The organism is Streptomyces sp. E11-3, from assembly GCF_046540415.1.
Lineage (GTDB): Bacteria > Actinomycetota > Actinomycetes > Streptomycetales > Streptomycetaceae > Streptomyces.
In genome coordinates this window covers 575043-592148 of record NZ_JAZGRL010000001.1, presented here as the reverse complement: position 1 = coordinate 592148, position 17106 = coordinate 575043, and the positions used below count along the sequence as shown (strand labels likewise).

Below are 17106 nucleotides of genomic sequence, written 5' to 3'. Positions count from 1 at the left end.
CGCGCGGCGTCAAGCAGACCGAAGGCCGTGGTGTCCGCCGACAGTGCGACGCCACGGCCTTCGGCCGCTGTGGTCTGAGCACCAGGTCTCGGGTCAGCCGCAGGGGTTGGTGGAGGGGTTGGTGGAGGAGGCGCCCTGTGGCGGGCAGCAGCTCACCAGGTATCCCTGGAGTTGGGTCAGGCGCTCGGTGATGCCCTCGGTGTTGGTGCGGTAGCGGACGAGTTTGCCGTCGCGGGTCGAGGTGAGCAGGCCCCCGCGACGCAGCAGGGACAGGTGTTCCGAGGTCGTGGACTGGCCCAGGCCCGCGCGTTCGGCGACTTCGCCGACCGTGAGCTCGACGCCGCCGGTGAAGTGCAGCATCAGCTGCTGGCGGGTTTCGCTGGCCAGGGCCTTGAGGAAGTCCTGCAGCTGGTCGTCGGGCTGGGCGGGGGCGGTCACGGCTTCTCCTCGGGCAGTCGCTGGAGCTCCAGTGTACGCGGTACGTATCGTCACTTCCCGATATGACGATACAGTGGTGTCATGGAGCGCATGGAACACATAGACATCGCCGTGATCGGTGGCGGCCAGTCGGGACTCGCCGCCGCGTACGCCGCGAAGAAGGCCGGCCTGCGGGCCGTGGTGCTGGAAGCGGGCCAGGAGCCGAACGGCTCCTGGCCGCACTACTACGACAGCCTCACCCTCTTCTCGCCCGCCCGCTTCTCCTCGCTGCCGGGTCTGCCGTTCCCGGGCGACGGGCGGCGGTATCCGCGCCGCGACGAGGTGGTGAAGTACCTCAAGGAGTACGCCGACCAGCTCGGCGCCGACATCCGCTGCGGCCAACGCGTGACGAAGGTGTCCGCGAACGGCGGCTTCAGCCTCACCACCGAGACCGGCCAACAGCTCACCTCGTCCTACCTCATAGCCGCGACCGGCGGCTTCGGCGCCCCGCACACACCCGCACTCCCGGGCCTCGACGCCTTTACGGGAGAAGTCCTGCACGCATCGGCCTACCGCGCGCCGGACGCGTACGCGGGTCAGCGCGTCGTGGTCGTCGGGGCAGGCAACTCGGCCGTGCAGATCGCCGCCGAGCTGGCCAGGACCGCCCGCGTCAGCCTCGCCTCCCGCAACCCCGTGCGGTGGATGAACCAGCGCCCGCTCGGCCGGGACCTGCACTGGTGGCTGACCCGTACCGGCATCGACAGCGCCCCCATCGGTCGCTTCCTGGGCGGCCAGTCCATGCCGGTCATCGACGACGGCCGCTACCGGGCGGCACTCGGCTCCGGAAACCCGGACCGCAGGCCGCTGTTCACCCGCCTGGAACGTGACCGCGCGGTATGGGCGGACGGCACCCACGAGCACATCGACGCCGTCATCCTGGCCACGGGCTACCGACCGGACCTCGGCTACCTGGAGGGCACGGGTGCGCTCGACGAGCAGGGCGCCCCACTGCATCGCGCCGGAGTCTCGACGACCGTACGCGGCCTGGGCTACGTCGGCCTCGAATACCAGCACAACAATGCCTCCGCCTCCCTGCGCGGGGTCGGGTGCGACGCGGCGTACGTCCTGCGGAAGTTGGTGCGGCGGGCATGACGGTCGGGCGCCTGTTGTCCTGCGTGACAGCGGGCGACTGTCACGCGTAGCAGTGGGCGACTCCAGCCTCAACTCGCCTGCGGTCACTTCTGGATCACAACCCATCTATATAGATGACCCTCTATCGTTCATTCGCGATGGGGCTCCCGTACACCCGAGGTTCATATAGGAGGACTTCGATCCAAGGTGTCCGAACGGAGCGCGCTGCGCACCGATCCATACGCCGGGTGACCGGCAGACGCGAGGGTCGAGAGTCGTGAACATTTCCACTTCGTTGCGCCGGGTCAAGGCTCCGCTCGCCCTGGTGGCGGCTGTGACGCTGGCCGCGAGTGCGTGCGGCGGGTCCGACGCGGGTTCGGACGGCGAGAACGGTGGCGCGCTGTCCGGCAAGGTGAAGATCGACGGTTCCAGCACGGTCGCCCCGCTGTCCAGCGCCGCCTCGGAGTTCTATGCCGAGGAGCAGTCCAAGGTCCAGGTCACGGTGGCCACTTCGGGCACCGGCGGCGGCTTCAAGAAGTTCTGTGTCGGCGAGACCGACATCTCCGACGCCTCGCGTGAGATCAAGGACGAGGAGATCGAGACCTGCAAGAAGAACAACATCGAGTACGAGAAGTTCTCCGTCGCCAATGACGCGCTGAGCGTGGTCGTCCACAAGGACAACGACTGGCTGGAGTGCCTCACCACCGACCAGCTGAAGAAGATCTGGGAGCCGGGCTCCAAGGTGAAGAACTGGAACGAGGTGGACCCGAAGTTCCCGAAGGAGGAGCTGAAGCTCTTCGGTCCGGGCACCGACTCGGGCACGTTCGACTACTTCACCGACGCCATCAACGGCGAGGAGGGCGCCTCCCGTACGGACTACAGCCCGAGCGAGGACGACAACGTCATCGTGACCGGCGTGGCCGGATCCAAGGGCGGGCTCGGCTACTTCGGCTTCTCCTACTACGAGGAGAACAAGGACAAGCTGAAGCTCGTCGACATCGACGGCGGCGACGGCTGTGTCACGCCCAGCGTGGAGTCCACGCAGGACGGCTCGTACGCCCCGCTGGGCCGCCAGCTGTTCATCTACCCCTCGAACGCCGGTCTGAAGAAGCCGCAGGTCCTCGATTTCGTCGAGTACTACGTCGAGAACCACAAGAAGATCGCCGAGGATGCCCAGTTCATCCCGCTCAACGACGAGCAGGAGAAGGAGCTCGAGGCGTCCCTGGACAAGCTGAAGAAGGCCGCCAAGTGACCGGCCCACCTACCAAGTCTGCCGCGGGGACCGGTGTCCGGTCCCTGCGGCGGACGCGTCCGCGCTATGGCGAAGCCGCGGTCAAAGGGGTGCTGCTGACGGCGGCCCTGGTCTCGGTGGCCACCACGGTGGGGATCGTCATCTCGCTGATCCCCCCGGCCGTGGACTTCTTCCAACAGGTCAGCGTGGTGGAGTTCTTCACCGCCACGGAGTGGACCCCGCTCTTCGCCGACAAGCACTTCGGCGTGCTGCCGTTGGTGGCCGCCACTTTGGTGATCACGGGCATCGCGCTGCTCGTCGCGATACCCGTCGGCCTCGGTTCGGCGATCTACCTCAGCGAGTACGCCAACCCCCGGGTACGGAAGGTGCTCAAGCCCGGCCTGGAGGTACTCGCCGGTATCCCCACAGTGGTCTACGGCTTCTTCGCCCTGGCGTTCATCACCCCGTTGCTGCAGGACGTCATGCCCAGCGGCATGGTCCCCGAGGTGCGCAACGGCCTCGCCGCAGGGTTGGTGATGGGCGTGATGATCGTGCCGACCATCGCCTCGCTCACCGAGGACGCGCTGTCCGCGGTGCCGCACGCACTGCGCGACGGGGCGTTCGCGCTGGGCTCCGGCAAGCGCACGGTCTCCACCCGGGTCGTCGTCCCCGCCGCGCTCTCCGGCATCGTCGCCGCCTGCGTACTCGGTATCTCCCGGGCCGTCGGCGAGACCATGATCGTGCTGATCGCGGCGGGCGCGAAGCCCGACTTCACGCTCAGCCCCCTGGTGGAGATGGAGACGATGACCGCGTTCATCGCCCGCGCCGCCTCCGGTGACGTACCGGTGGACTCCCTGGAGTACAACACCATCTTCGCGGTGGGAGCCCTGCTGTTCGTCGCGACGTTCGTGATGAACCTGATCAGTATTCGTCTGGTGCGCAAGTACCGGGAGGTGTACGAATGACCGCGACCATCAAGGACGCACCCCCGGCGGCGCCCGGCCGCGGGACCCTGTCCGGCCCCCGGTTCCGCCCGGGCGAGAGCATCTTCCGGTGGGTCCTGCTGGCCTGCCTGGCCATCGGGTTCATCTTCCTGGTCGCGCTGCTCGCCTACATCCTCGTCGAGGCGTGGCCGCGGCTCGACTCCCGGCTCTGGAGCAACTTCCCCTCGGTCCGCAGGCCCGAGAACGCCGGTGCCCAGTCGGCCATCATGGGCACCATCTGGGTCATCAGCCTCACCGCGCTGTTCTGTCTGCCCACCGGCATCATGGCGGCGATCTACCTCGAGGAGTACGCCGACCCCGACCGCTGGTACAACCGGCTCATCGAGCTGAACGTCCAGAACCTCGCCGCGGTCCCCTCGATCATCTACGGCATCCTCGGACTCGGCCTGCTCGCCCGGCAGTTCGGCCTGGGTACCACGGTGCTCACCGCCGCACTCACACTCTCCCTGCTGGTGCTGCCCGTCGTGATCATCGCCTCCCGCGAGGCGATCCGCGCCGTACCCCAGTCCATCCGGCACGCCTCGCTCGCCCTGGGCGCCACCCAGTGGCAGACCATCTGGCGCCAGGTCCTGCCGGCCGCGGTGCCGGGCATGGCCACCGGTTCGATCCTCGCGCTGTCCCGCGCGATCGGCGAGGCGGCACCCGTGATCATGCTGGGCGCGGTCACCTTCGTCATGTTCAACCCCGAAGGCCTGCAGAGCTCGTACACCGTGCTTCCGGTCCAGATCTACAACTGGATCAGCGAGTCCCGGGAGGAGTTCCACCACCTGGCCGCCGCGGCCATCGTCCTGCTGCTGGCCATCCTGCTCGTGATGAACGCCGCCGCGATCTGGCTGCGCAACCGCTACTCCCGCCGGTGGTGACCGCCGTGACCTCCTCAACCGCTCAGCCGGACCAGCCTGTTACCCCTTCGCAGGAGACCCCCATGACCCCTCCCTCCGACGCCGCGAGCGGCACCAGGGCACCGAAGGTCGCCTACCGCGAAGCCCGCGACCTGGTCAGCCCGGTCTTCGAGGTCGGCAGCCTCTCGGTCTTCTACGCCGACCACGAGGCGGTCCGCGACGTCAACATGAACATCGGGCACCAGCAGATCACCGCGATGATCGGCCCGTCCGGCTGCGGCAAGTCCACCGTGCTGCGCGTCTTCAACCGCATGAACGACCTCGTGCCCACCGCCCGGGTGGTCGGCAAGGTCCTCTACCACGACGAGGACCTGTACGGCCGTGAGGTCGACCCCATCGAGGTGCGCCGCCGGATCGGCATGGTCTTCCAGAAGCCGAACCCCTTTCCCAAGTCGATCTACGACAACATCGCGTACGGGCCCAGGGTGGGCGGCTTCAAGGGCGATCTGGACGGCCTGGTCGAGGAGACCCTCACCCACGCCGCACTGTGGGACGAGGTCAAGGACAAACTCAAGAGCTCCGCCCTCGCGCTCTCCGGCGGGCAGCAGCAGCGGCTGTGCATCGCCCGCGCCATCGCGGTCAAGCCCGAGGTGATCCTCATGGACGAGCCCTGCTCGGCTCTGGACCCGATAGCCACCGCCAAGATCGAGGACCTCATGGAGCACCTGGCCGAGGAGTTCACGATCATCATCGTCACGCACAACATGCAGCAGGCCGCGCGCGTCTCGCACCGCACCGCCTTCTTCACGGCGGACGTCGACGACAAGGGGGAACGCCACGGCCGCCTGGTCGAGTACGACGAGACGGCACGCATCTTCAGCTCCCCCTCCGACCAGCGGACCGAGGACTACATCTCCGGCCGATTCGGCTGAGGGACCCGTCCGATGTCCGCGTCCCTTTGCGCGATTACGTGAAGGAGTTACGCGGGTGACACCCGACGCACACGAGCCGCCGAGTACCGCTGGCGACAGCGGGCCCGGCGGGCTGGAAGACGGCACGACCCCCGACCTGCTCCTCGCCGAGCCCGACAGGGAGCTGGCCGTCAAGGCCATGACGCGCTTCGAGAGCGCGGGCGTGCGCACCATCGTCTGCCACGACGGAGCCGAAGCCCTCCTGCAGGCCGGGGCCCGTCACCCCCGTGTCATCCTGCTCGGCGCCCCACTGCCGGTCGTCGACGCCGCACGGGTCACCGAGCTGATCTCCCGCTTCCACCCGGTGCCGATCCTGGTCGGTGCCGACCGTGAGGGCGCCGCGGAGGCCAGCGCCGCGGTGGCAGCGGGAGCCATCGCCTCCGTGGCCCGCCCGTACCGGACGGAGGAGATCGTTCCCATCCTCAAGTCCGGGCGGTCGCCGGGTGGTTCGGACCGACCGCTGAAGGTCGGTGACATCGAGCTCGATCCCGCGGGCCTCCATGTCAACGTGGCCGGGCGCCCGCTGCAGTTGCCGGTCCGTGAGTTCATGGTGCTGCGCTACCTGATGGAACGTCCCAACAAGGTGGTGAGCCGGGCCGAGTTGACCCAGGCGCTGTGGGGCACGGACGCCTTGGAGAGCAACACGCTCACCGTCCACATTCGCCGGGTGCGCAACAAACTCCGTGAAGCACCAGGGAGTTGCTGCACCATCGGCGCCATCCGCGGCATGGGATACCGCCTGGACTGCGGCCCCTCCTGCTTCGCCGGCGCCCCCGAGGAGTCGTCCCGGCCCGCGCCCACGGCGTAGGCATCTACGCACGGGAAGTGTCGCGGGAAAGGTGAACCCTTGGTGAACAAGGGTTGTGGTGTGGCGCAGGCCACGGGGGCGTATCCGCAGGCCGCTTAGGGTGCATAGATGGCTATCACTGCATACGGGGCGTCGGAGACAGCGGTGGACACGGCGCAGGCGGACGCGTGCTCGCCGAGCCTGGCCTGCCTGCTGATCGACCGCGAAGAGGCCGAGCGGCTGGCGGCCATGCTCAAGGCCATCGCCGACCCCACCCGGCTGCAGCTCTTCCGCCTCATCGAGCGTGCGCCCGACGGCGAGGCGTGTGTCTGCGACCTCGCCGACTGCCTGGGCTTCAGGCAGCCGACAGTCAGCCACCACCTGAAGATCATGACCGAGGCCGGCCTGCTCAGCCGCGAGCGCCGGGGGACCTGGTCCTGGTACTCGGTGAACCATGACGGCCTGCGCAAGGTGCAGGAAATACTGGAGCCCTCGGTCCACTGACGGTTCTCCGCACGCGACAGGGCCGGAACCCGGTAGGGGTTCCGGCCCTTCGTCGTGCCGCCGCGCGCGGGCCTCGGTCGAGTCCGTACGTCAGACGTACGTCAGGCGGTGGCCGCGGCCGGCTGGGTCGCGAGGTCGGCGTCCGCCAGGGTGGCCAGGTACCGCTCGGCGTCGAGCGCGGCCGCGCAGCCGCTGCCCGCTGCCGTGATGGCCTGCCGGTAGGTGTGGTCGACGACGTCACCGGCTGCGAAGACGCCGGGCAGGTTGGTGCGTGTGGTGGGCGCGGCGACCTGCAGGTAGCCCTCGTCGTCCAGGTCCAGCTGACCCTGGACGAGCTCGGTGCGCGGGTCGTGGCCGATGGCGACGAAGAGGCCCGTGACGGGGAGCTCGGAGGTCTCACCGGTCCGGGTGTCGCGGAGCGTGAGGCCGCCGAGTTTGCCGTCCTTCTCGTGGATCTCGGCCACCTCGCTGTCCCAGGCGAACGTGATCTTCGGGTCGGCGAAGGCGCGCTCCTGCATGGCCTTGGAGGCGCGCAGCGCGTCGCGGCGGTGGACGACCGTGACCGACCTGGCGAAGCGGGAGAGGAAGGTGGCCTCCTCCATCGCCGTGTCGCCGCCGCCGATCACGGCGATGTCGTGCTCGCGGAAGAAGAAGCCGTCACAGGTCGCGCAGTAGGAGACACCGCGTCCGGAGAGTTCGTCCTCGTTGTCGAGGTCCAGCTTGCGGTGCTGTGAACCGGTCGCGATGATCACGGACTTGGCGCGGTGCACGGTGCCCGCCGCGTCGGTGACGGTCTTGATCTCGCCGGTGAGGTCGACCGCGACGATGTCGTCGGGGACCAGTTCGGCGCCGAACCTCTCGGCCTGGGCGCGCATGTTGTCCATGAGCTCCGGGCCCATGATGCCGCTGGGGAATCCGGGGAAGTTCTCGACCTCGGTCGTCTGTACGAGGGCGCCGCCTGCCGTGACCGCGCCCTCGAAGACCAGGGGGCTGAGGTTGGCGCGGGCGGTGTAGAGCGCTGCGGTGTAGCCCGCGGGGCCGGAGCCGACGACGATGACGTTCCGGATGTCGCTGACGTTCCGTACGTCGTCGCTCATGCCGTCTTCTCCGGGGCGATCTCGGCGATCAGGCCCTCGATCAGGGTCTTGATCTCGTCGCGGATGGGGCGGACGGCCGCCACGCCCTGACCGGCCGGGTCCTCGAGCTTCCAGTCCAGGTAGCGCTTGCCCGGGAAGACGGGGCAGGTGTCTCCGCAGCCCATCGTGATGCAGACGTCCGACTCCTTGACCGCGTCCACGGTGAGGATCTTCGGGACCTCGGCCGAGATGTCGATGCCGACCTCGCGCATCGCCTCCACGGCGGCCGGGTTCACCGCGTCGCCGGGGTTCGACCCGGCCGAGCGGACCTCGACACGGTCACCCGCCAGGTGGGTCAGCCACGCGGCGGCCATCTGGGAACGTCCGGCGTTGTGGACGCACACGAAGAGGACGGAGGGCTTCTCGGACATCGGAGGTCTCTCTTGTCTCGCGACGGGGGCGGGCGCTGGACCGCTGACCGCACAGGTCGCGGGCTGCGGCTCACATCAGCCGCTCAGTCGCTCGACCACTCAGCTGCGGCTCACATCAGCACCCGGTGGTGTCAGCCACCACTGATGTGACAGTATCAGTCCATGATGACGTCAGCCAACACTGATCTGATCCGGGTCGTCGCCGACCCGCTCAGGCTGCAGATCGTGACTCTGCTCGCCCACGAGACCCTGTGCACCAGCCATCTCGTGGCAGAGACCGGTGCCCGGCAGACCAACCTCTCCAACCACCTCCGCGTGCTCCGCGAGGCGGGCGTGGTGGAGACCGAGCCGTGCGGGCGCTTCACGTACTACAAGCTGCGGCCCGAGGTCATCGAGGCCCTTGCCGAGGTCTTCGGCGAGCTGGCCGCCACCGCGCGTACGACGATCGAGACCAACCGAAAGCGAGCCTGCTGATGACCGCGACCGAACCCGGCACCACCGCACCGCCAAAGGCGGGCGATGATGCCTCGATCGCCGATGCCTCGATCGTCGCCAAGCTCTCCACGCTCGACCGCTTTCTCGCGGTGTGGATCCTGCTCGCGATGGCCCTCGGCCTGGGGCTGGGCCGGGCGATCCCGGGCCTGAACGACGCGCTCGCGAAGGTCGAGATCGGCGGGGTCTCGCTGCCCATCGCCGTCGGCCTGCTGATCATGATGTACCCGGTCCTCGCCAAGGTCCGCTACGACAAGCTCGACGCGGTGACCGGCGACCGCAAGCTGATGATCTCGTCGCTCGTCATCAACTGGATCGCCGGGCCCGCGGTGATGTTCGCGCTGGCCTGGATCTTCCTGGCCGACCTGCCCGAGTACCGCACCGGCCTGATCATCGTCGGCCTGGCCCGCTGCATCGCCATGGTCATCATCTGGAACGACCTGGCCTGCGGCGACCGCGAGGCCGCCGCCGTCCTGGTCGCCCTCAACTCCGTGTTCCAGGTCCTCGCCTTCGGCCTGCTCGGCTGGTTCTACCTCGACCTGCTGCCCGGCTGGCTGGGCCTCGGCGACGGCGAGAGCCTCGACATCTCGATGTGGAAGATCGCCCTGAACGTGGTCATCTTCCTCGGCGTGCCGCTCCTCGCGGGGTTCCTGACCCGCCGCGTAGGCGAGCAGAAGCTGGGCCGCGAGGCCTACGAGTCGAAGTTCCTGCCGAAGATCGGCCCTTGGGCGCTGTACGGCCTGCTCTTCACGATCGTCATCCTCTTCGCCCTGCAGGGCAAGACCATCACCTCGCAGCCGCTGGACGTCGCCCGGATCGCCCTCCCGCTGCTGGTCTACTTCGCCGTGATGTGGGCCGGAACCTTCCTGCTCGGCAAGGCGATCGGCCTCGCGTACGACCGCACCACGACTCTCGCCTTCACCGCAGCGGGCAACAACTTCGAGCTCGCCATCGCGGTCGCGATCGCCACCTTCGGCGTGACCAGCGGCCAGGCGCTCTCGGGTGTCGTCGGCCCCCTCATCGAGGTCCCGGTCCTGATCGCCCTCGTCTACGTATCGCTGGCCTGGCGCAAGAAGTTCGCGGCGGACAAGCTCACTACGTGATCCACCCTTGTGGGCGGCGTGCCGGGCCGGGAGTATCGGGGCATGGGGGATGAGCGATGTGCGCATGAACTCGTGGTCGGACAGTGCACGGAGTGTGCTCCGGTGCCTCGGGGCCTTGTTGCCCGGGTCTACGTCACCAGCGGCGGCTCGGTCTTCCACCGCGCCACGAACTGCGAGGCGTTGCATGACGGGCAACGGAAAGCCCGCCGTTTCGGCCGGGACAATCACGTCCCGCAGCAGATAGGGGTGTCCGTGGCGCTGGCGGAGGGGCGGGGCGCCTGCATTCCCTGTTTCCCCGACTTCCGGCCTTCGGCCGAAGCGAAGCCATGCCGGGTGCTGGTGAATGGTGCCTGGGTACCGGGGCTGCTCACCCAGTGGCGACGAGGACCCGACGGCCGGTGGTCCGGCGTGGTGACGTGCATCGCCGACGGCGATCAGGTGACCGTGACCAAGGACCAGACAGAGCTCCGGCCGGCGTAGCTCACCCGGCTGCTGACTGCCCTCGCGGTATCTCAGCTCACCGCCCCCGTGGCGCTGTGCGCGCCCGCCGGTGCTCGTGAGCTGGGATAATGCGCGGGTCAAGGGCTGGGGGGAGGACGCATGGCCGTGTTCGTGTGTGCGGGGTGTGGCGTCGTGTTGACCGCCCCTGTGGCGCAGGTCGCGCTTCCCGTCCATGCCCGTCAGCGGTACGGACACGCCCTGCTCCCCGCGCTGATGGAACCGGGGACGTACGCCATCGACCCGGAGCCCTCCGGGCCGCCGTGGCGTCCGTGGAGCGAGATCGGAGCGGACGAAGCAGCGGCGCGCGGCGTCTTCGCACCGGTGCACTCGCTCTCCTTCGGGGCGCCGGGAGCGATCGTCGTCGCGCCGGGTGACATCCGCGGCACCGTCTTGATCCCCGAGCGATGCGATGGCTACTGCATGGGACTGGACGGGAGGGATGGCCCGAACCTCGCATGCGCGCAGTGCGGGCGGGCGGTGGCGACCCGGATCGACGACTGCACGTACTGGCAGGCGGTGTGGCTCGACCCGGACGCTGTACGCCGCGTCCCCGCCGACGACCCCGCTCGCCGTACGGTCGACTGGGAGGCGCTGGCGGGGGAGCGGCAGGGCACGCCGCCGGTCGAGGCGTCCGGCGTGTGGAGCCCACGGTGGGAGGCGGCGGTCGGGGCGGCGCTGGCCCACCTGCTGGCGGCCTCGGCGGGCATGCCGGTGGCTGTCCCCGACGGCCTCGTCGCGGACACGTTCGCACGCGCGCTTGAGGCGCTGCTCCCGCCTGGACCGCCAGCGAAAACGGTGGCCTTGGCCGGGCCGGGGCTGTCCGCGCCCGACCCCGCCGCCAGCATCGCCCTGGTTCCGCGACATCCGCAGACGGGGAAGGCGTGGCGGCCGTCCGGCACTGTGGACAGCGTGCCGTTGGCCGCCGACGTGTGGCTGCATCTCGCCTTCCACCAGGATCAGTTGACCGTTCCCGTGACAGGCGGAATGCCCGACGGCGTCCTTCGCGACGATCCGCTCCCGCTGCGTCCTCGGGAGCTGTTCCGGCCCGACTCGCGCGTGTTCCTCGACACGCTGGCACGGCTGCCTGCCGTCGATCAGCCCTGGCTGCGCAGGATCTACGAGCACGTCAAGGATGCCCCGTACGCTCGACCGTTCTAGCACCGGTGCATCGCGGCGCACGGGTGCCGTGTGCCTGCCCTATGCCCTGTTGTGCGCCTGGGGAATTCGGCCCCAGGCGAGCGTTTTATCGCCAACCACCAGTAAACGGACCACTGCATCGCCTGGTTCGGGCTATGCAGAAAGGCCGGGATGTCTGACGTCTCTCCTGATGGGAGGACTGGCCGGATGATTCTGACGCTCAACTTGGCGGTACTGCTGGCGGTCATCATCGTCCTGCGGCTACGTCGGCGCGTGCAGGCCCGAAGTCGGTCCGACCAGATGCTGACCGTGGCCCTTGTGCTGGTGTTCGGCGTGCTGATCGCCCCGACCAGCTTCGGCCAGGGGGTCTTGAACTTCGTGGGCCAGCTCTCGCAAAGCATCTCGGAGGCCGGCAGCCCGTGAGCGCCGCGGCTGCCGCCTGAGGTCTTCGCCCTGCTTGGGGGTGAGGACCTCGTACGCCTCAGTCGAGGCCGCATCGAGGAATCGGGACAGTTCATCGGGCTGACTCCTGCGAACTGGACGGGCAGCCAGGCGAGTTGCGGACCTACCTCCGCGACAAGGTGTCCCGCTGGCGGAATCAGGAGATCCAACTGCTCGGCGACGACACGGTGGCGGCCCGCGCGCGCCGTCTCATGCGTGCCGCCATCGGCGAGCGCGCCACGCTCGGAGGGTGACCGGCAACAGGCCGATCTCCAGGGCGCGGTGTGCACCCTGCCCTTCTGGTCGCGGAGCGCTCTATGATCGCTACTCCGTGTGCGAGGGGGCTTGGTATGGGGGCGGCTGGTTGGTCGGCGTCTCGGAGGGCGCAGGAGGCGCGGCGGCAGGAGCGGGTGCTGCGGGAGCAGTGGCAGGCGGCCCGGCAGCGGGCACGTAGGTGGGAAGCGGCGAGCGAAGGGGAACGCCGGGTCGCCGCACAGTTGTTGGTGCTGACCGAGCGAGGCTGGCGGCTGCTCGTGGACCGCCGGTGGCCGGGGACCCGAGCGGCCAACGTGGACATGCTGCTCATCGGCCCCGGTGGTGTCTTCGTCATCGATGTGAAGAACTGGCGGTCCGAACCGGAGGTATCGGACGGCAAGCTCCGCGCCGGAGGCGAACCGCGTGACGTCCACGCGGAGAAGCTGCTCGCGGTGACGAAGGCCGCCGAGGGCGCGGTGGCGGCCTTGGGTTTGTCCCCTGTGGCGGTCCAGCCGCTGATGGTTTTCGCGGGGCAGCGCGTTGACGCCGAGTTGGGCAGAATCCGGCTGTTGGGAGAGCACGCGGTAGGTCCCGCCCTGTTGTCGCAGAGCAACCGGGTTCGCCCGGCGTCGGTGCGCGCCATCGCCGACCACCTTGAGCGTGTCTTCCCCGAGTACGAGGAGTCGGCCGTCACCCAGGTGCGGCCTACTCAGACTCAACCCCAAGAGCCGACGTCTGACGGCTTGTTCGACATCGAAGGTCTGCGGGACGCCGCACTGGACGAAGCACTGCGGGCCCCGATCGAACAATGGATGACCTTCCTCCACCCCGACCAGATCGCGCTGGTCCGCCGCAACTGGGCCGGACCCGCACGGATCAGCGGCCCTGCCGGGACCGGGAAGACGGTCGTCGGCCTGCACCGTGCCGCCTATCTCGCTCAGCGCAGCACCGGCCGCATCCTGTACGTCACCTTCGCCAACAACCTGCCCAGGGTTCAGGGCACGTTCCTCAAGACCATGTCCCCGGCCGTCGCGGACCGGTTCGACTTCCGGAGCCTGCACTCCTGGGCCCAGGAACTCCTCCACGCTCGCGGGGTCCCGGTTCGGCTGCATGGCGACAAGGCCGAAACCGCCTTCAGCCTCGCCTGGAAGCACGTCGGGCGCGACAGCGTCCTCGCCGAGGTCGATCCCGCGCCTGGGTACTGGCGCGAGGAGATCGACCACGTCATCAAGGGGCGGGGTATCACCTCCTTCGCCGAGTACGCGACCGTGCCCCGGCGCCGCCGTCGGGCAGGCCTGCGCCGGGCGCATCGAGAGGCGGTGTGGGCCCTGTACGAGGCCTACGAGTCGTTGCGTGTCGAACGCGGGGTGCACGACTTCAACGATGTCCTCTCGCTCGCGTTGGCAGAGGTCGAACGCGGAGCAAGCAGCCCTCGGTACGCGGCGGTCATCGTGGACGAGGTCCAGGACCTCACGCTCGTCGGCGTACGGCTGCTGCACGCCCTGGTGGGCGACGCGCCCAACGGGCTGCTGCTCGTCGGGGACGGCCAGCAGGCCGTCTACCCCGGTGGATTCCGCCTCTCCGAAGCGGGGATCGACATCCGCGGCGATCGCGGACAGGTGCTGAGCATCAACTACCGCAACAGCAAGGCAATTCTGGACGCGGCGCTCGCCTTGGTCGCCGACGACGCGTTCGAGGACCTGGACGGGGTACCCACTTCGGGGCTGCGGGACGTCGATCTGACGTACCACGAGGGGCACGTGGTACGTGTCGTGAAACCGACGCGGCCCGAGCACGATCAGGCGCTTCTTGACGCCCTGCGGTCGCTGCCCACGTCGGCGCGTCCCGACGTGGCCGTGCTCTGCCCCTCCATGCGGGCCATCGGCCACTACCAGCGTCTGCTCACCCGGTCAGGCCTTCCGGTATGCCTGTTGGAGCACTACGACGGCCATCGGGTCGATGCGATCAAGCTCGGAAGCTACCGCCGCGCCAAGGGGCTGGAGTTCAAGTCCGTCTACCTACCGCAGCACGATGCCGGTCTGACCAGCGCCAGTACGGAGCGCGACACCGGCCTGTCCGAAACCGCGCGCGAACGCGCCGAACTCGCCCGGAGTCAGCTGTTCGTCGCGATGACCCGGGCGAGGGACGTCCTCTGGCTGGGCAGTGTCCGGCCTGAGGCTGCCCCTAACCCCGCAGGGTGACGGTGAGGCTTCGGCCGTAGGCGTGGTGGGTGTTGAAGTCGAGGCGGGTGCCGCCGTGGGTCGGGGTGACGCGTACGCCGTCGTCCGATGTGACCTTGCGCAGGGACCTGCCGCGGATCAGGACGCTGACCGAGTCCCGGTGCATGGTCGGGTCGGAGACGGCGACGGTGGTCAGGCCGCGGCGCCTGCGGTGTACGAGGACCGAGGCAGGGCCCTCGATGCGGAGTCCCCCGGCTTCGTGGCGGCCGGGCGTGAAGGTGTTGGCGGCTGTGAGGCCGAGGCCGGTGTGGGCGGCGGCCTGGAGGCGCGGGGTGTTGGACAGGATCTTCAGCGGGCCGCCGTGGCGGTACGAACGCAGCGCGGGCTCGGTCGCGTTCGGTATCAACGCGTAGGCCAGGTGGGAGGGCTGGGCTTCAGCGGGCTGGTCAATCGTCAGGCTGAAGACGTTGCGGGTCACGGGGGTGTCCGGGTTCGCGGTGCGGACGGCTCTGCGGCTGCGGGTGACCTCGTCCAGGGCGACTCGTACCTGCGGGGTGTCGAGGAAGACGTAGCCGACGGCGGCGCGTTGTGTGGTGTTGGCGTAGCGCAGGTAGTGGAGGTCGGCGGTGCCCGGACCGGTCCAGGGGCCGCCGTCGCGCAGGAGGCCGGTGGCGGAGATGTGGTCGTCCGGCGCGGCGGTACGGGCGTCGACGGTCGTGGTCACCGGCCGTCCGGCGAGGTCGCCGACCCCCGCGGCGAGTACCACGATCTCGTCGTCGAACAGGAACCATGACTTCGTCGCCGTCGCGTTGCGGTAGGCCACGAAGTCGTCCGGCAGCAGGCCCGACTCCTTGTCGCGGTAGGGGACATCGTCGGACAGCACCATCGCGGCCGTGCCGTACGCCCCGAGCACCGCGCCACCGGAGTGCCGGTTGGTGCCGCGCGGGAAGTAGACGTAGGTGTTCTGGGACTCGGACGACGGGGTGAAGTTCAGTGGGTGGCCGGGGTTGTCGTAGTACGGCTTTCCGTACAACTCAGGGATAGTGCGGCGCTGTTGGACCGGCGCGGTGACACCGGCGAGGCCGTACGGGGAGACCGTGGTGAAGTAGTCGACGCCGTACGACCGGGTCTGGTCCTGGCCGGAGAGGTAGAGGTAGTGCGCGCCGTCGCCCTGGAACCACGGCATCAGGTTCTCGCCGTTCATGTACTCGTACTTGCTGATCCGTTCGGAGCTGCGGGCCAGCGCGAAGGCGTAGCCAGGTCGGCGGTGCACGGCCTTGTCCATGGCGTTGAAGGCGACGCTGCGCGCGGCGGGGTTGAGGTCCGCGGGTGGGATGGAGGCGTCGCCGATGATGTCGGCGTAGCGCACGATGCTGACGGGGGAGACGAAACGGGCCGGATCGAGCGCGGTGGGTGTGGTCGCGCGCAGGTGTTTGACGTAGCCCTTGAGGGCGGTGGCGTCGGTGCCGGTCGCGAGCGAGGAGAGGTCGACGACCGCTTCGACGATCACCGCGACGTCGGCGTAGCCGGTCGTCGTACGGGACACCGCCCGCCCCTTGACGATCTCCATCATCCAGCCCTCGAAGATCAGCGGCGCGAAACCGTCGCGCACCCAGCCCCGTACGGTCGGCACCAGCTCCGCACCGTGCGCGAAGCCCGTGCCGTCGAGGATGGTGAGGGTCTGCACGACCCGGGTGAGCAGGCCCTTGCCGTAGGAGCCGGTGTAGGCGACGGAGGAGTGCTGGAGGAAGGAGCCGTCGGCGTAATGGCCGTCCGTGACACCGTGGTTGAGGTGGTAGGGGTCGATGGTGACGAAGACCGTCAGCTGGTCGGTGAGGGCCTTGCGGATGCGCAGATCGTCGTCGAGGAGGGCGCCTTGCAGGATGCGGTTGGTGGTGATGTCGGCGAGGTTCGCGCCGGTGTGGAAGCGCGAGTCGAGGTCCACGTCCCCGTCGATGCCGTTGCGGAGATAGGCGTCCATCGACGTGACGTAGGTGCGGATGAGGGCTGGGCGGTAGGCCCGTACCTGGTCGGACAGGAGGGCCAGGGTCTTGCTGATGTGCTGGGAGATGCCGATCTCCCAGTGGTACCAGTTGCCGTAGTAGCCCTGGGACTGGTCGCCGTAGTACCGCTCGTGCAGCCAGACGAGTCCGTCGATCACCCGGCGCTGCACGACGGTGTTCTCGAACAGGTCTGAGGCGGTGTCCCCGCTCGGCGCTGGGGTGCGGGTGGCGAGCGCGATCTCGTAGAGCCGCCTGAAGGCGGTGTTGAGGTTGGCCTCGTTGGTGCCGAGGGGCAGACCGGCGAACAGTTCGTCCTCGGCCGCGTTGTCCATCGCCGTCAGGTTCGTACGCGCTGTCTTGTCGACGGTGGCGAGCTTGTCGGCCGTCTCGGGGCGGGAGTTGGACGCGGCGGTCCCGGCGAAGAACGCCACGGTGTTGGCCAGGAGCCGCGCGCTGCCCGCGGCGACATCGGCGGCGCTCGCCCGCTGCGAGGGGATTACGGACAACAGGCCGGTGGCGGCCAGGGTGGACAGCAGACGTCTGCGGCTGATCTCCATGTGCCCTCCGCCGGTGATGAGTTGGCGCTCTGGCGGGCGGAGT

Annotated in this window: 18 protein-coding genes; 14 read left to right on the top strand and 4 right to left on the bottom strand. The window is 68.9% G+C overall.

The annotated features are described in order from the left end of the window. Positions 1-93: 93 nt before the first annotated feature. Positions 94-438, bottom strand: a complete 345-nt coding sequence (locus tag U9R90_RS02650) for an ArsR/SmtB family transcription factor (protein ID WP_411054727.1) — start codon at positions 436-438, stop codon at positions 94-96. 81 nt (positions 439-519) lie between these two features. Here U9R90_RS02650 and U9R90_RS02645 point away from each other — a divergent pair, with 81 nt between their 5' ends. From U9R90_RS02645 to U9R90_RS02615, 7 genes are all read left to right on the top strand, one after another. Beyond that, positions 520-1569, top strand: coding sequence for a flavin-containing monooxygenase (locus tag U9R90_RS02645; protein WP_411054726.1), 1050 nt, complete (start codon positions 520-522; stop codon positions 1567-1569). Positions 1570-1825: 256 nt separating this feature from the next. Beyond that, positions 1826-2800 carry a PstS family phosphate ABC transporter substrate-binding protein gene (locus tag U9R90_RS02640; RefSeq protein ID WP_411054725.1) on the top strand — a complete coding sequence of 325 codons (975 nt, stop codon included), beginning with the start codon at positions 1826-1828 and terminating at the stop codon, positions 2798-2800. Further along, positions 2797-3744, top strand: coding sequence for a phosphate ABC transporter permease subunit PstC (gene pstC, locus U9R90_RS02635; RefSeq protein WP_411054724.1), 948 nt, complete (start codon positions 2797-2799; stop codon positions 3742-3744). Before U9R90_RS02640 ends, pstC begins: the two co-directional genes overlap by 4 nt. After that, a complete protein-coding gene (gene pstA, locus U9R90_RS02630; RefSeq protein ID WP_411054723.1) occupies positions 3741-4646 on the top strand; it encodes a phosphate ABC transporter permease PstA in 906 nt (301 codons plus the stop codon). Before pstC ends, pstA begins: the two co-directional genes overlap by 4 nt. Positions 4647-4708: 62 nt before the next feature. Continuing rightward, positions 4709-5557 carry a phosphate ABC transporter ATP-binding protein PstB gene (gene pstB, locus U9R90_RS02625; RefSeq protein WP_411054722.1) on the top strand — a complete coding sequence of 283 codons (849 nt, stop codon included), beginning with the start codon at positions 4709-4711 and terminating at the stop codon, positions 5555-5557. A 55-nt stretch (positions 5558-5612) separates the two neighbouring features. Continuing rightward, positions 5613-6404, top strand: a complete 792-nt coding sequence (locus U9R90_RS02620; RefSeq protein WP_411054721.1) for a winged-helix domain-containing protein — start codon at positions 5613-5615, stop codon at positions 6402-6404. Between the two features lie 108 nt (positions 6405-6512). Beyond that, complete coding sequence (locus U9R90_RS02615; protein WP_411054720.1) at positions 6513-6887, top strand: ArsR/SmtB family transcription factor; 375 nt, start codon at positions 6513-6515, stop codon at positions 6885-6887. Positions 6888-6988: 101 nt separating this feature from the next. On the opposite strand, the gene trxB is transcribed toward U9R90_RS02615, so the two are convergent. Continuing rightward, positions 6989-7984, bottom strand: coding sequence for a thioredoxin-disulfide reductase (gene trxB / locus U9R90_RS02610; protein WP_411054719.1), 996 nt, complete (start codon positions 7982-7984; stop codon positions 6989-6991). Further along, positions 7981-8394, bottom strand: a complete 414-nt coding sequence (locus U9R90_RS02605; protein WP_411054718.1) for an arsenate reductase ArsC — start codon at positions 8392-8394, stop codon at positions 7981-7983. Before U9R90_RS02605 ends, trxB begins: the two co-directional genes overlap by 4 nt. 162 nt (positions 8395-8556) lie before the next feature. Here U9R90_RS02605 and U9R90_RS02600 point away from each other — a divergent pair, with 162 nt between their 5' ends. The 7 genes from U9R90_RS02600 (at position 8557) to U9R90_RS02570 (ending at position 14524) form a co-directional block, all read left to right on the top strand. Beyond that, entirely contained in the window at positions 8557-8868 is a 312-nt protein-coding gene (locus U9R90_RS02600; protein ID WP_411054717.1) for an ArsR/SmtB family transcription factor, read from the top strand. Beyond that, positions 8868-9989 (top strand): ACR3 family arsenite efflux transporter, encoded by a 1122-nt coding sequence (gene arsB / locus U9R90_RS02595; protein ID WP_411054716.1) that lies wholly within the window; start codon positions 8868-8870, stop codon positions 9987-9989. Before U9R90_RS02600 ends, arsB begins: the two co-directional genes overlap by 1 nt. A 42-nt stretch (positions 9990-10031) precedes the next feature. Further along, entirely contained in the window at positions 10032-10469 is a 438-nt protein-coding gene (locus U9R90_RS02590; RefSeq protein ID WP_411054715.1) for a hypothetical protein, read from the top strand. A gap of 120 nt (positions 10470-10589) precedes the next feature. After that, entirely contained in the window at positions 10590-11648 is a 1059-nt protein-coding gene (locus tag U9R90_RS02585) for a hypothetical protein (RefSeq protein ID WP_411054714.1), read from the top strand. A gap of 186 nt (positions 11649-11834) precedes the next feature. Continuing rightward, positions 11835-12050 carry a hypothetical protein gene (locus tag U9R90_RS02580; RefSeq protein ID WP_411054713.1) on the top strand — a complete coding sequence of 72 codons (216 nt, stop codon included), beginning with the start codon at positions 11835-11837 and terminating at the stop codon, positions 12048-12050. A gap of 134 nt (positions 12051-12184) precedes the next feature. After that, entirely contained in the window at positions 12185-12322 is a 138-nt protein-coding gene (locus U9R90_RS02575) for a hypothetical protein (RefSeq protein ID WP_411054712.1), read from the top strand. A gap of 96 nt (positions 12323-12418) precedes the next feature. Further along, positions 12419-14524, top strand: a complete 2106-nt coding sequence (locus tag U9R90_RS02570) for a UvrD-helicase domain-containing protein (protein WP_411054711.1) — start codon at positions 12419-12421, stop codon at positions 14522-14524. Here the strand turns inward: U9R90_RS02570 and U9R90_RS02565 are convergent. Then, positions 14508-17063 (bottom strand): polysaccharide lyase family 8 super-sandwich domain-containing protein, encoded by a 2556-nt coding sequence (locus U9R90_RS02565; RefSeq protein WP_411054710.1) that lies wholly within the window; start codon positions 17061-17063, stop codon positions 14508-14510. The two genes, U9R90_RS02570 and U9R90_RS02565, sit on opposite strands and share 17 nt — an antisense overlap. Positions 17064-17106: the final 43 nt, after the last annotated feature.

Coding starts and splice junctions, on each gene's coding strand:
- U9R90_RS02645 (WP_411054726.1), top strand. CDS start 520: ATGGAGCGCATGGAACACATAGACATCGCCGTGATCGGTGGCGGCCAG.
- pstA (WP_411054723.1), top strand. CDS start 3,741: ATGACCGCGACCATCAAGGACGCACCCCCGGCGGCGCCCGGCCGCGGG.
- pstB (WP_411054722.1), top strand. CDS start 4,709: ATGACCCCTCCCTCCGACGCCGCGAGCGGCACCAGGGCACCGAAGGTC.
- U9R90_RS02615 (WP_411054720.1), top strand. CDS start 6,513: ATGGCTATCACTGCATACGGGGCGTCGGAGACAGCGGTGGACACGGCG.
- trxB (WP_411054719.1), bottom strand. CDS start 7,984: ATGAGCGACGACGTACGGAACGTCAGCGACATCCGGAACGTCATCGTC.
- U9R90_RS02605 (WP_411054718.1), bottom strand. CDS start 8,394: ATGTCCGAGAAGCCCTCCGTCCTCTTCGTGTGCGTCCACAACGCCGGA.
- U9R90_RS02600 (WP_411054717.1), top strand. CDS start 8,557: ATGATGACGTCAGCCAACACTGATCTGATCCGGGTCGTCGCCGACCCG.
- arsB (WP_411054716.1), top strand. CDS start 8,868: ATGACCGCGACCGAACCCGGCACCACCGCACCGCCAAAGGCGGGCGAT.
- U9R90_RS02590 (WP_411054715.1), top strand. CDS start 10,032: ATGGGGGATGAGCGATGTGCGCATGAACTCGTGGTCGGACAGTGCACG.
- U9R90_RS02585 (WP_411054714.1), top strand. CDS start 10,590: ATGGCCGTGTTCGTGTGTGCGGGGTGTGGCGTCGTGTTGACCGCCCCT.
- U9R90_RS02580 (WP_411054713.1), top strand. CDS start 11,835: ATGATTCTGACGCTCAACTTGGCGGTACTGCTGGCGGTCATCATCGTC.
- U9R90_RS02570 (WP_411054711.1), top strand. CDS start 12,419: ATGGGGGCGGCTGGTTGGTCGGCGTCTCGGAGGGCGCAGGAGGCGCGG.
- U9R90_RS02565 (WP_411054710.1), bottom strand. CDS start 17,063: ATGGAGATCAGCCGCAGACGTCTGCTGTCCACCCTGGCCGCCACCGGC.